Source organism: Sphingomonas aquatilis (assembly GCF_014196115.1).
GTDB classification, from domain to species: Bacteria; Pseudomonadota; Alphaproteobacteria; order Sphingomonadales; family Sphingomonadaceae; genus Sphingomonas; species Sphingomonas aquatilis.
In genome coordinates this window covers 70,685-83,885 of record NZ_JACIDB010000008.1, presented here as the reverse complement: position 1 = coordinate 83,885, position 13,201 = coordinate 70,685, and the positions used below count along the sequence as shown (strand labels likewise).

The following is a 13,201-nucleotide window of genomic DNA, read 5'->3' as shown; positions in this document are numbered from 1 at the left end:
GCCGACGGCTTCGAGGTTTTCGCGCGAATCGGATCAATAAAGGTCCGCATGTGCGCATGCGACAGACAGCGTTGGCCCGCTGGATTCGGCCCCGCGAACCGCCTAGACATGGCGCAACAGCGGGGGGCGGGCATGCGGCGGAATGCGGCGGTACGGTTGGCGGTGCTGGCACTGGCTCTGGCGCCCGTTGCGGCATTCGGTGACGACAGCCCGCAGGTGGTGCTCGCCCAGCCCGGCACGGGCGGCGCCGGTGCGAACGGCGGCGGTGCGATCGAACGCTATACGATCCGCTTCAATCAGGCGATGGTGCCGCTGGGCGACCCGCGAGCGAAGGCGCCGTTCAAAACGGGCTGTGCCGGCACCGGCCGCTGGGTCGATCCGCAGACCTGGGTGTTCGATTTCGCCGCGCCGCTGACCGGCGATGCCAAATGCAGCTTCGATGCGGTCGAGGGGCTGAAGAGCGTATCGGGCTACAGCTTCTCCGGGCGGGCGAGCTACACGGTCGAGGCGGGCGGGCCGCGCGCGCTCGCGGTGCTGCCGTCGGGGGACGAGATCGAAGAGGATCAGGTGTTCCTGGTTGCCGCGCCGGTGGCGCCGACGCGCGCCTCGGTGGCCGCCAACGCTTATTGCGCGGTCGACGGGCTGGGCGAGAAGATTCCGGTCGACGTGCTCGATGCCGGCCTGCCCGCCAAGCTGCTGGGCGAGATGGGGACGCGCAACTGGTCGGTGCGCAGCTTCCTGGAGAATGCCGGGCTGCCCGAGGCGGTGCCCGCCATGCCCGCGGAGCGACAGGCCGCCTATGCGGGGATCACCGCGCTCAAATGCCGCCGCGCGCTGCCGCCGGGGCGCGACATGGCGCTGGTGTGGGGCAAGGGGATCGCGTCCGCCTCGGGCAAGCTCGCCGGCACGGACCAGCGGTTCGACTTCACCGTGCGCAAGCCGTTCGCGGCGCGCTTCGAATGCAGCCGTACCAATCCGCAGGCCGGGTGCAGCCCGGTACAGCCCGCGTACGTCCGCTTCACCGCGCCGGTGCCGATGAGCCAGGCCGCGGCGATCCGGCTGACCTTTGCGGACGGCAAATCGATCGCGCCGACGTTCGATGACGACGAAAAGAAGAAGGCGACGATCAGCGACGTCACCTTCAAGGCGCCGCTGCCCGCCGATGCGACCGCGAAGCTGACGCTGCCCGCCGGGATCAAGGACGAGAGCGGTCGTAGCCTGAGCAACGCCGAACGATTCCCGCTGGAAGTGAAGTTCGACGAAGCGCCGCCGCTGGTGAAGTTCGCGGCCGACTTCGGTATCCTCGAATCGGCACAAGGTGGCGTGCTGCCCGTCACCGTGCGCAACGTCGAACCGGCGTTGCAGGGCAAGAGCCTGGCGATTGGCGGGCGGACGCTGAAGGTGGGCGATTCGGATGCGGCGGTCGCCGAATGGCTGCGTACCGTCGCGGCGGCGGGCGAAACGAACATCGAGGACGTGAAGCGCGGCGACGAGGTCGTGGCGCGCATCAACCACACCGGCGACCGGTCGATCCTGGGCGACCAGGGCGCGGGGCTGAAGCTGGGCTTGCCTGGCAAGGGCCGCGCATTCGAGGTCGTCGGCATTCCGTTGGGCAAGCCGGGCTTCTACGTGGTGGAACTCGCCAGCCCGCGGCTCGGGCGGTCGCTGCTGGGGCGGAACGCGCCGCGCTATGTCGCGACCGCGGCGCTCGTCACCAACATGGCGGTGCACTTCAAATGGGGGCGCGAGCGCAGCCTCGCCTGGGTGACGGCGCTCGACAGCGGCAAGCCGGTGGCCAATGCCAGCGTGCAGGTGAGCGACAGCTGCACCGGCCGTGTGCTGGCGCGCGGCGTCACCGATCGCAGCGGCGGGCTGATGGTGCCCAAGGGGCTGCCCGAGCCCGAGACATACGGTAGCTGTTCCGATACCTCGACCGCGCATCCGTTGATGATTTCCGCGCGCAACGGCGACGATTTCAGCTTTGCGCTGACGACCTGGGGCGAGGGCATCCGGCCGTACGATTTCGAATTGCCCTATGGCTATTCGGCGCCGTCCGAGACGTTCCACACCGTCTTCGACCGCGCGCTGGTGCGCCAGGGCGAGACGATCCACATGAAGCATATCGTCCGCCGGCCGGACGGCAGCGGCTTTGCGATCCCGCCGGGATTCAGCGGCACATTGCGCCTCGCCCATCGTGGGTCGGACACGCAGTTTGACCTGCCGCTCAATATCGATGCGCGCGGGGTGGGCGAGACGAGCTGGACGGTGCCGCAGGGCGCGCCGATGGGCGACTATGACCTGCGCATCGTACGTGGTGGCGTGCGGGGCGACGACGTCACCTACACATCGCAATCGTTCAAGGTCGACGAATACAAATTGCCGACGATGCGGGCGAGCGTGACCGGGCCGAAGGCGCCGGCGGTGCGACCCAAGTCGCTGCCGCTCGATCTGTATGTCGGCTACCTCTCCGGCGGCGGCGCGAGCAATCTGCCCGTCGATGTGCGCGTCGGCTGGTTCGCGCACAGCGCCAACCCGGAAGGCTATGAGGCGTACACCTTCGGCGGTGCCAAGGTCGAAGAGGGCACGCGCGCGATGAACGGCGACGGCGACGATCGCGAGACGCCGCTGCCCCCGACGCAGACGCTGCCGGCGACCCTCAGCGGCGACGGTACGGGCCATATCAACGTCGACGTGCCCGCGCTCGACGGACTCGCCGACATGCGCGTCGAGATGGATTATCAGGACGCCAATGGCGAGGTGCTCACCGCCAGCCGCGTCATCCCGATCCTGCCGTCCGCGGTGCAGCTGGGCATCAAGACCGACGGCTGGCTGATGAAACAGGACGACCTGCGGCTGAAGTTCGTCGCGCTCGATGCGCGCGGAAAGCCGATCAAGGGGCAGACGGTCTCGGTCGCGCTGTACAGCCGGCAGATCCTCACCGCGCGGCGGCGGCTGATCGGCGGCTTTTACGCCTATGACAACCAGATCCGCACGACGAAGCTGGCGGCGGATTGCACCGCCACCACCGATGCGCAGGGGCTGGCCGCTTGCACGATCGATCCCGGCGTGTCGGGCGAGGTCTATGCGGTCGCAACGACGACCGACGCGGACGGCAATGTCGCGCGCGCGGTGCAGTCGGTCTGGCTGGTCGGCGACGACGCTTGGTGGTTCGGTGGCGACAATGGCGACCGGATGGACGTGATCCCCGAACGCACCGCCTACAAGGCAGGCGAGACCGCGCGATTCCAGGTGCGCATGCCGTTCCGCGCCGCGACCGCGCTGGTGACGGTGGAGCGCGAGGGCGTGCTGTCGAGCTTCGTCACCGACCTCAGCGGCACCGATCCGGTGGTCGAGGTGCCGATGCCGGGATCGTACGCGCCCGACGTCTTCGTCTCCGTCCTCGCGGTGCGCGGGCGGGTGGAGAGCGGCTGGACCAGCTGGTTGCGCGGCATCGGCCAGTCGCTGGGGCTGGTGAAGAGCGAGCCCGCGCCCGAACCGACCGCTTTGGTCGACCTCGCCAAGCCCGCCTTCCGGCTCGGCATCGCCAAGGTGAAGGTGGGGTGGGAGACGCATACGCTGGGCGTGACGGTGAAGGCCGATCACGACCGGTTCGCGCCGCGCGGCACGGCGGCGGTCGCGGTGCAGGTGAAGCGGCCGGATGGCTCGCCGGCGACGAGCGCCGATGTCGCCTTTGTCGCGGTGGACGAGGCGCTGTTGCAGCTGGCGCCCAACGACAGCTGGGACGTGCTGACGGCGATGATGGGCGAGCGGCCGCTGTCGGTGCTCACCTCGACCGCGCAGATGCAGGTCGTCGGCAAGCGGCATTACGGGCGCAAGGCGGTGGAAGCGGGCGGCGGCGGCGGCGATGCCGCGGCGGCGATCAACCGCGAGAACTTCAAGCCGGTGCTGCTGTGGCAGGGGCAGGTGCCGCTCGATGCGAGCGGGCGTGCGACGCTGCGCGTGCCGCTGTCCGATGCGCTGTCCTCGTTCAAGCTGGTCGCGATCGCCACCGACGGCAACGGGCTGTTCGGCACCGGATCGACCGCGATCCGCACCGCGCAGGATCTGTCGGTCTATGCGGGCCTGCCGCCGCTGGTGCGCAGTGGCGACTGGTATGCGGCGGGCTTTACGCTGCGTAACGGCAGCGATCGCCCGATGACCGTCACCGCGAAGGTGGAGGTGTTCCCGCGGATCGCGCAAGGGCGGCCGCTGACCGTGACGATCCCCGCCGGCCGCGCCGTGCCGGTCGCGTGGAACCTGACCGCCCCTCAGGCGAGCGGGACGCTGCGCTGGCAGGTCACGGCCACGTCGAAGGACGGCAAGGCGAGCGACCGGCTGACCGTCACTCAGCAGGTGGTGCCGGCGGTGCCGGTCGAAACCTGGGCGGCGGCGCTGACCCGGGTCAGCGACACCACCAGCCTGCCGATCGCGGCGCCCGCGGGGGCGTTGCCTGGGCGCGGATCGGTCGACGTGCAGCTGACCGACACGCTCGCGCCGCCGCTGGCGGGCGTGCGCGATTACATGACGCGCTATCCGTACAATTGCTTCGAACAGCAGTTGAGCCGGATCGTCGCGCTCGGCGATTCGGCGCGGTGGAGCGCGCTGGCGGGGGCGATCCCCACCTATCAGGCATCCGACGGCCTGCTGCGCTATTGGCCGCGCGAATCGCTCGACGGGTCTGAGGCGCTGACGGCCTATGTGCTGTCGCTGACCAGCGAGGCGGGGTTGCCGCTGCCGCCGGCATCGCGCGCGCGGATGGTGGAGGGCCTGAAGGCGGTGCTCGACGGCCGCGTCCGGCACGAAACCTATGGCGATCCGCGCCAGCAGAAGCTGGTGGCGTTCGCGGCGCTGGCGCGCGCGGGCGAGGCGACGCCCGCGATGCTGGGGCAGATCGGGCTGCCTGCACAGGACATGCCGACCTCGCTGCTCGCCGATTATATCGCGGCGCTCGACCGGGTGCCGGCCGCCAATGCGGCGGCGTTGAAGGCGCAGGCGGAGGGCGTGCTGCGCAGCCGGCTGGTCTATGAGGGCACGCGGCTCGACCTGTCCGACGCGTCGTCGGCGCCGTGGTGGCTGATGGCGTCGGGCGACGAGGCGGCGATCAAGGCGCTGCTCGTCACGCTCGGGCGGCCGGGCTGGCAGGACGAGGCGGCGAAGATGATGGTCGGCGTCAGCCTGCGTCAGTCGCGCGGCCATTGGGATACGACGACCGCCAATGCCTGGGGCGCGGTGGCGGTGCGCAAGTTCGCGGGGCTGTACCCGGCACAGGCGATCGCGGGGACGACGACGCTGCAGCTGGGTTCGGCGAGCGCGTCGCGCAGCTGGCCGCTCGCCGCCGACGCGCGGACGGTCAGCCTGCCGCTGCCGCCCGCACAGACGCCGCTGGTTTTGCGCCAGAGCGGCGGGGCGGGGCCATGGGCGACGGTGCTGGTGCGCGCTGCGGTGCCGCTGACCAGCCCGGTTTTCGCCGGATACCGCGCGACGCGGACGGTGCAGGTGGTGCAGGCGCGCAAGGCCGGGCAGCTGACGCGCGGCGACGTGCTGCGCGTGACGATCACCGTCGACGCCAGTGCCGAGCGCAACTGGGTGGTGGTCGACGATCCGATCCCCGCGGGCGCGACGATCATCGGCGACCTCGCCAACCAGTCGCAGATGCTGGGGGAGGGCGGCGACAGCGATGGCGTGCAACCGTCGTACATCGAGCGCGGCAACGACAGCTGGCGCGGCTTCTTCGCCTGGGTGCCGCGCGGGCGCTTCACGGTGAGCTATGCGCTGCGGCTGAACGGCGCGGGCCGGTTCAGCCTGCCGCCGACGCGGGTGGAGGCGATGTATTCGCCGAGCGTGCGGGCGCAGGTGCCGAACCAGCCGGTGGTGGTGGGGCAGCGGTGAGGGGGGCGGTCATTGTGAGGAGGGCGCGGCGATGCAGCGCCGGATCAGGACGCGCTGGATGGCGGCGCTGCGGTCGCCTCACATCCCCTGTCACCCCGGACTTGGTCCGGGGTCCACTCCGCGGCGAGGGGGAAGGCCGGAGGCGCAGGCCGTCCCCCCAGCCCCACGATGGACCCCGGAACGAGTCCGGGGTGACGGAGTGGGTGGGGCAAGCGGGGTGGCAGAGCGGCGGGGCTGCTGGCCTGAGCGTCTGACGTGGCGTTCCGTTTCACCCCCCGGCGCGCCCTCGCATTGGTCGGCGTCGTCGCCGTCATCGGTGGCGGCCTCGATTACGCCACGCGCCCACCACCCCTCCCGGACTACGCCACCGTCTGCGCGCGGTGGCGGCCGTCGGAGGCGTGGCTGTACGATCGGCACGGCACGCTGATCGACAGCGCGCGGGTCGATTTCGCGGCGCGGCGGCTCGCCTGGACGCCGCTGTCGGCGATCGCGCCGGATGCCCGCGCCGCGATCGTGCGGGCGGAGGATCATCGGTTCTTCGACCATGGCGGTGTCGACTGGCTGGCGCTCGCCGGCGCGACGCGCGCACGGATCGAGCGGCAGCGGGCGCGCGGCGCGTCGACATTGTCGATGCAGCTGGCGGGATTCCTCTCGCCATCGCTGGCGCGGCCGGGCGCACGCGGGTGGATCGACAAGGTGCGCCAGATTCGCGCCGGCCGTGCGCTGGAGGCGCGGTGGAGCAAGGACCATATCCTCGAAGCCTATCTGAACCTCGCCGGCTATCGCGGTGAGGCGCAGGGGATCGGTGCGGCGGCGCTGGGGCTGTTCGGCAAGACGCCGGCCAGCCTGACGCGCGACGATGCGTTGCTGCTCGCCGCGCTGCTGCCCGATCCGCGCGCCGATGCGGCGACGATCGCGCGGCGGGCGTGTGCGCTGTCGGGGGGTGCGGATTGCACGCGGTTCGCGCCGCAGGTCGCGGCGATGCTGGGCCCGGCGCGCAGCCTGGCGCTCGATCCGGGCTTGGCGCCGCATCTGTCGGACCGGCTGCTGACGAAGCCTGGGCTGCGCATCATTACGACGCTCGACGCCGGCGTGCAGCGGATGGCGGCGGCGGCGCTGCGGCGGCAATTGCTGGGCCTCGGTGGCACGCGCGCGCGGGATGGTGCGGTGGTGGTGGTCGACAATGCGAGCGGCGATGTGCTCGCCTATGTCGGCGGGATCGGCGGCGCGTCGACCGCGCCCGCAGTGGATAACGCCAATGCCTATCGCCAGGCGGGATCGACGCTGAAGCCGTTCCTGTACGCGCTGGGGATCGAGCGGCGCTTCCTCACCCCCGCGTCGATCCTCGAAGATTCGCCGGTGCAGCTCGACACCGCGTCGGGCCTGTACGTGCCGCAGAATTACGATCGTGGATTCAAGGGACCGGTGTCGGCGCGGATCGCGCTGGCGGGGTCGCTCAACGTACCGGCGGTGCGCACGCTGCTGCTCGTCGGCGTCGAGCCGTTCCGCGATCGGTTGTGGGACCTCGGCTATCGCGGGCTGGTGGAGGACGGCGCTTATTATGGCTTCTCGCTCGCGCTGGGATCGGCGGAGGTGACGCTGCTGGAGCAGGCCGACGCGTATCGCACGCTGGCGCAAGGCGGGCGGTGGAGCCCGTTGCGGCTGACGCTGGACCAGCCGCGGGTCGCGCCGCGCGCGATCGTGTCGCCGGCGGCGGCGTGGATCGTCGGCGACATGATATCCGATCCCAACGCGCGCGCCGCGACCTTCGGCCTCGATTCGGCGCTGCGCCTGCCGTTCTGGGCGGCGGTGAAGACGGGCACGTCCAAGGCGATGCGCGACAATTGGTGCATCGGCTATTCGGATCGCTTCACCGTCGGCGTGTGGGTCGGCAATGCGGAGGGCGACCCGATGCGCGCGGTGTCGGGCACCAGCGGCGCGGCGCCGGTATGGCGCGACGTGATGCTGGCCCTGCATGCCCGCGCGCCCGGCCGCGCGCCGCCGAAGCCCGCCGATGTCGTAGCGAGCCGAGTCGCCTTCACCGATACGCGCGAACAGGCGCGGCAGGAGTTTTTCGTGCGGGGCACCGCGCAGACGCAGGTCGCCGCCGCGCCGGCCGAGGCGCATCGCCCGCGCTTCACCAATCCGGTGGCGGGCAGCGTCTATGCGCTCGACCCCGACATTCCGGCGGATCGCCAGCGGCTGGTGATCGGGGTCAGCGGCAGCGCTACCGCGCATCGCATCCAGCTCGATTCGCGCGATTTGGGGCCGGCGGATCACGGCGAACCCGTGATGCCGGGGCCGGGGCTGCATCGCTTGCGGCTGGTCGATGGCGGCGGCCGCATCGTCGACCAGATCCTGTTCACGGTGCGCTGACGAAAATCGTGCGGCACGAACGAACCAAAGCCCGCATGACGCGTTAGCCGCCACTGATCCCTTAACCCCTTTTGGGATCAGTGCCGGTCCAAGCACGGCACGGCCGCGCCGATGCGTAGCAGGCGGCGCGGCCAACGCCGTGGTAAGATACGCTTGCGCCGACCCGTCACCCCAGCGCCGGCTGGGGTCTCCCGGTCAGAATCCGCGACAGGAGTCGCAAGAGTCCCCAGCCTGCGCTGGGGTGACGTTATAGGGTCGTCGGATCGGCCCCAGCAGACCCTACCGCTTACGGCGTGTTGCGACCGCCGCCGGTGTTGCTGCCGCCGGGGCCGCCTGCGCCCGCCGCACCGACCGTGCCGATGTTGCCGAACAGATCCTCGAAGAAGCCGCGCTTCTTGCCCAGCGTCGGCGTCGTCTTGCCATACGGATCGACGTTGGCGATTTGATCGATGCCGGTGCGCGTCACAGACTTGACGGTGCCGTTGGGATCGAAGGTGATCTTCAGCGCGATCTGGTCCTTCGCCTTGGGCTTCTGGAAGTTGAGGTTCCGGCTGTCGCGCGAGACGTAATACCAGTCCTGCGCCCCGAACTGGCTGGCGATCGTCGGCCGGCCCAGCACCTGCGCCACCGATGCGCGGTTGTCGACGCCCGGCTGCACCGAATTCACCAGATCGGCGTCGATGATATAGCCTTGGTGCGACCGCAGCGGCGTGCAGGCGCCGGCACCCAGGACACAGGCCAGTCCCGCGATCAGACCCACGCGGGCACGGGCGCGGGCGCCGAAACGGGCAACGGATACGCTCATCACAATCTCCAGCGGCGGCTTTCCCGCCCATGGCGCGCGCAGGATCGATTGCATCGCCCGCCGATCGCCTCGATATGCGAGGAACGACAAGGCTTCAAGCGGCAGTGCCGCGGGGCGTGGCAGGGAGGACGGGCGCACAGTGGGTTGGTGGGGACGATTGTTCGGCGAGCGACAGGACCAGGCGCTGCCGCTGTACAATGCGGTGGTGACGCGCGGGCGGGCGGAGCATTGGTATCTGGCCGGCGCCGTGCCCGACACTGTCGATGGCCGGTTCGACATGATCGCCGCGGTACTGACGATGGTGCTGCTGCGGCTGGAGGCGGAGCCCGCCGCCGCGACGCTGTCGGCGCACCTCACCGAACGCTTCGTCGACGACATGGACGGGCAGCTCCGGCAGATGGGCATGGGCGACCTGGTCGTCGGCAAGCATGTCGGCAAGATGATGAGCATGCTCGGCGGGCGGCTCGGCGCGTATCGCGACGGGCTGGCGGCGGGCGACCTGACGCCGGCGCTGGTCCGCAACCTGTACCGCGGCGAGGCCCCTGCGCCGGGGGCCGTGGCGCATGTGGCACAGCACCTTACCGCCTTCCGCACCGCGCTCGACGCGACGCCGCTCGACCGCCTGACCGCCGGAGATTTGCCATGACCCCCGAATTCAGCCGCCCCGAACGCCTCGACGCGATCGGCGCGGGCGATCGTGCCGTCCACATCGTCGCTGACGCCGACGAACGCGCCGCCTTGGCACGGCGCTTCGATCTGATCGCGGTCGAGCGGTTGGACGCGGAGCTGACGCTGCGCCGCGAAGCCGCCGGCATCGCCGTGCGCGGCCGGGTGACGGGCGCGGTGACACAGGCGTGTTCGGTCACGGGCGTGCCGCTGCCTGCAACGATCGACGAACCGGTCGCGCTGCTGTTCGTCGAACGGCTCGACGGCCAGGACGAGGTGGAACTCGACGCCGGCGCGCTCGACACGGTGGAGATCGAGGGCGGCGGAATCGACCTCGGCGAAGTCGCCGCCGAAACCCTTGCGCTGTCGCTTGACCCCTTCCCCCGCAGCCCCGACGCCGCCGACGCGCTGAAGGCCGCCGGCGTCATCAGTGAGGAAGAGGCCGGGCCGTTCGGGGCGCTGAAGGACTTGAAGGCGAAGCTGGCGGGGGGGTGACGAATGGTCGCCGCCGTTCAATCCGAAAGGGCGGCAATCGAACTGAGGTTGGCTCGTCCGTTACTGGGGGCTAGCTGACCTTCGGCCTGATAGCCAAGACTTCGAACCTCGCGACCCGCGTCGAACCCATCGCTTTGGCTAATTCGCGGTCTTGAAAGCCCGGTTGGGCACTCAGCCATTCCACGAAGCCCTCTCGCCCGGTCGCTTCGAGTGGAAAGACGGCGGCAGGGTCTGGGGCATTTGAGAACAACAGAAACACGACGTCTGCGCCCCAAGGGCCGCTATCGTCTGTCGCGACTACAACCCGACGTAGGTCGCGAAGGGGCAGCTTTCGTTCAGCGCCCTGACCATCGCTGGTCACGATGTCGCCATCCGAAAAGCTGACATTCCAGCGCGTCAGCTGCGAGGTGTTCACGAGCTTTTTGCGCAACCAGCCAAGCATGATCCTCAAGATGCAACCTCAAAGGTACGTCCGCAATTGGCGTAAGCCGCCGATCTGCCTACCCCCGCACCCGCTCGATCAGTGCCTTCGCGCCATGCGGTGCGCGCACCTTCGCGCCGTTGATGAAGAAGACGAACGTGTCGCGCTGGGCCTTCGCGGGCGTGTCGGGGGTGACGTAGGGCAGGCCCTCGGGGCGGCCGCCAGCCTGCCAGTCGCGAGCCGCTTTCGCCCAGCGGTCGAGCGCAGCATCGCTGTAGCCTGCCGGCTCCGCCTCCACCGCATTTTCCAGACGGGCGTAGACGAAGTCGGCGGTGACGTCGGCGATGGCGGGATAGTCGGCCGAATCGGCGTAGACGATCGCGACGTTCGCCCCGCGCGCCATGGCGATGAAGGCGGGGTCGGCGAAGCTGTCGTGGCGGACCTGGATGGCATGGCGGAGGGGGATGCCGTCGTGCTTGGCCGGCAAGAGCTTGAGGAAGGCGGCCATGTCGTCGGCGTCGAACTTCTTCGTCGCCATGAACTGCCACAGGATCGGGCCGAGCTTGTCGCCCAGCTCGGTGATGCCCTGTCCGACGAAGCGTTCGATCGAGTCGCCGGCGTCAGCCAGCACCTTGCGGTTGGTGCAGTAGCGCGACGCCTTCAGCGTGAAGACGAAGCCGTCAGGCACCGCGGCGGCCCAGTTTGCGAAGCTGGCGGGCTTGAAGCTGGAATAATAGGTGCCGTTGATCTCGATCGCGGTCATTTGCGACGCGGCATATTCCAGCTCGCGCTTCTGGGGCCATTTTTCGGGATAGAAGGTCCCGCGCCACGGCTCATAGGTCCAGCCGCCGATCCCGATTCGTATCGTCATGGGCGGGAGCATAACGGCGCGGGCGACCGGGGGACATGCCTCGCGGCGAGGCAGATTTTTCGCGCAGAGGCGCGGAGGGCGCAGAGAGGGTGCGCCGGCGGCGTCGGTCACTCCTTACAATGAGCCCCAGCGGAGAAGGGCGCTGCCGCGCGTTAGGCGTCTTTGCGTCCTCCGCGCCGCTGCGCGCACTCAGTCGAAACGATAGGGCACGATCCCGCGGCGGTCGGGGTCGATCAGCAGGTCGCGGCCCACCGGCGGGAAGGCGCGCTGGTCGCAGTCGCGGCGGGGGCAGATGCGGCAGGAGGGGCCGATCCGCGTCGCGCTGTCCGCACCGGCGACGTCGAGCCCGTCAGCATAGACGAAGGCGGCGGCATGCTCGACCTCGCAGCCGAGCACCACGGCATAGCGGCGGGGGGAGCGGCGGTAGCTTGCGGTGGCCTTGACCAGCCCCTTGGCCATCGAAACGTAGCGCACGCCGTCGGGCATCTCGGCGACCTGGACGAGGATACGGTCGCTGATCGCCACCGCCTCGTGCGCGACCCACAGGGGGCAGGCGCCGCCGTATTGCGCGAATTGCAGCCGCGTCGCCGAATGCCGCTTGGTGATGTTGCCCGCCATGTCGATCCGGCAGAAGAAGAAGGGGATGCCGGGTGCGCCGGGGCGGCGCAGCGTCGAGAGGCGGTGGCACACCTGTTCGAAGCTGACCCCGAAGCGCTGGCGCAGTGCGTCGACGTCGTGGCGCTGCTGCCGCGCGGCGCTGCGGAAGGCGGCATAGGGCATCATCAGCGCGCCCGCGCCGTAATTGGCGAGGCCGACGCGCAGCAGCTCGCGCGCCGCCTCCGACTGCAGCGGGGCGTCGGCGACGATCCGCTCGATCAGATCCGCCGCCTCGAGCCGGATCAGCTGGTGCGCCATCTGAAAGGCGCGCGTTTCGATCGGTTGCGCGGCATCGATGCGCAGCGTCGCGGCGGCGGGATCGTAGCTGCGCAGGGCGTCGCCATCGTCGATCAGCCGGATGCCGTGGGCGCGCTCCAACCGTTCGGCATAGGCGCGCGCGCCGGACAGATCGGCGGCGAGGCTTTCGGCGAAGCGATCGAGCGCGTCGATGTAATTGCCGCTGCCCTGGAACCAGTCGCGCACCTCTTCCCACGGCAGCGGCACGGGCTGGTTGCCGCCGGCATCGACGCGGTCATCGAGCACGCGCAGCTGCTCCTGCGTGCGCTGGAGCGCGGCATGCAGCGCCGCCATCCGTCGTGCGAGCAAGGGCTGCTGGCGCACGCCGCGGCGCACCGCATCCTCGTCGAGCTGTGCGGCGGGTACGGACGGGTCGGTCCCGGCCGCCAGCGCGGCGACCAGCGCCGCCGATTCCTCCTCCGGCGCGACGTCGACCCAGTCGAGCGGAAAGGCGCGCGCCAGCGCCGCCAGGACGCCGCCGGTGATCGGCCGGTCACCGCTTTCGATCTGCGACAGGTAACTGGTCGAAATGCCGAGGCGCTGGCTGAGCGCCGTCTGGCTGAGCGCTAACCGCGCGCGCAGCGTGCGCACCCGATCGCCGGCGAACAGACGGGGGCGGGGCGGCTCGGCGGTCATCGCATGGGCCTAGTTTGCAAAGATGCAAATTGCAATTTTGCAAACCCACAGTTGAAAGCAGCGCCTAGACCGGCAGAAACAGCCGCGC

General features: G+C 70.0%; 8 protein-coding genes. 4 read left to right on the top strand and 4 right to left on the bottom strand.

Translation table 11 applies throughout. The features are described from left to right. The first annotated feature begins 108 nt into the window (after nucleotides 1-108). Complete coding sequence (locus GGR47_RS15135) at nucleotides 109-5,889, top strand: alpha-2-macroglobulin family protein (protein ID WP_244304954.1); 5,781 nt, start codon at nucleotides 109-111, stop codon at nucleotides 5,887-5,889. 255 nt (nucleotides 5,890-6,144) lie between these two features. Next, a complete protein-coding gene (pbpC, locus tag GGR47_RS15130) occupies nucleotides 6,145-8,265 on the top strand; it encodes a penicillin-binding protein 1C (protein WP_147035057.1) in 2,121 nt (706 codons plus the stop codon). A gap of 286 nt (nucleotides 8,266-8,551) precedes the next feature. Here pbpC and GGR47_RS15125 read toward each other — a convergent pair whose 3' ends face one another. Continuing rightward, nucleotides 8,552-9,070: an outer membrane protein assembly factor BamE gene (locus GGR47_RS15125; RefSeq protein ID WP_244304953.1), complete on the bottom strand. Its 519-nt coding sequence runs from the start codon at nucleotides 9,068-9,070 to the stop codon at nucleotides 8,552-8,554. A gap of 139 nt (nucleotides 9,071-9,209) precedes the next feature. Between GGR47_RS15125 and GGR47_RS15120 the strand changes: the two genes are divergently transcribed. Together GGR47_RS15120 and GGR47_RS15115 are read left to right on the top strand one after the other, a co-directional pair. After that, on the top strand, nucleotides 9,210-9,716 hold the full coding sequence (locus GGR47_RS15120; protein ID WP_244304952.1) for a ubiquinol-cytochrome C chaperone family protein: 507 nt from the start codon (nucleotides 9,210-9,212) through the stop codon (nucleotides 9,714-9,716). Continuing rightward, nucleotides 9,713-10,231 carry a YceD family protein gene (locus tag GGR47_RS15115; protein ID WP_147035055.1) on the top strand — a complete coding sequence of 173 codons (519 nt, stop codon included), beginning with the start codon at nucleotides 9,713-9,715 and terminating at the stop codon, nucleotides 10,229-10,231. Before GGR47_RS15120 ends, GGR47_RS15115 begins: the two co-directional genes overlap by 4 nt. 70 nt (nucleotides 10,232-10,301) lie before the next feature. Here the strand turns inward: GGR47_RS15115 and GGR47_RS15110 are convergent, their stop codons facing one another. The 3 genes from GGR47_RS15110 to GGR47_RS15100 all read right to left on the bottom strand — a co-directional run bounded on the left by GGR47_RS15110 (nucleotide 10,302) and on the right by GGR47_RS15100 (nucleotide 13,113). Then, nucleotides 10,302-10,673 carry a hypothetical protein gene (locus tag GGR47_RS15110; protein ID WP_208663141.1) on the bottom strand — a complete coding sequence of 124 codons (372 nt, stop codon included), beginning with the start codon at nucleotides 10,671-10,673 and terminating at the stop codon, nucleotides 10,302-10,304. Between the two features lie 58 nt (nucleotides 10,674-10,731). Next, nucleotides 10,732-11,535 carry a DUF72 domain-containing protein gene (locus tag GGR47_RS15105; protein ID WP_147035054.1) on the bottom strand — a complete coding sequence of 268 codons (804 nt, stop codon included), beginning with the start codon at nucleotides 11,533-11,535 and terminating at the stop codon, nucleotides 10,732-10,734. Between the two features lie 177 nt (nucleotides 11,536-11,712). Further along, nucleotides 11,713-13,113, bottom strand: coding sequence for a helix-turn-helix domain-containing protein (locus GGR47_RS15100; RefSeq protein ID WP_043061045.1), 1,401 nt, complete (start codon nucleotides 13,111-13,113; stop codon nucleotides 11,713-11,715). Nucleotides 13,114-13,201 lie beyond the last annotated feature (88 nt).

Bases quoted from the DNA above. Each gene is read 5' to 3' on its own strand.
- GGR47_RS15135 (WP_244304954.1), top strand. From the start codon at position 109: ATGGCGCAACAGCGGGGGGCGGGCATGCGGCGGAATGCGGCGGTACGG.
- GGR47_RS15125 (WP_244304953.1), bottom strand. From the start codon at position 9,070: ATGAGCGTATCCGTTGCCCGTTTCGGCGCCCGCGCCCGTGCCCGCGTG.
- GGR47_RS15115 (WP_147035055.1), top strand. From the start codon at position 9,713: ATGACCCCCGAATTCAGCCGCCCCGAACGCCTCGACGCGATCGGCGCG.
- GGR47_RS15110 (WP_208663141.1), bottom strand. From the start codon at position 10,673: ATGCTTGGCTGGTTGCGCAAAAAGCTCGTGAACACCTCGCAGCTGACG.
- GGR47_RS15105 (WP_147035054.1), bottom strand. From the start codon at position 11,535: ATGCTCCCGCCCATGACGATACGAATCGGGATCGGCGGCTGGACCTAT.
- GGR47_RS15100 (WP_043061045.1), bottom strand. From the start codon at position 13,113: ATGACCGCCGAGCCGCCCCGCCCCCGTCTGTTCGCCGGCGATCGGGTG.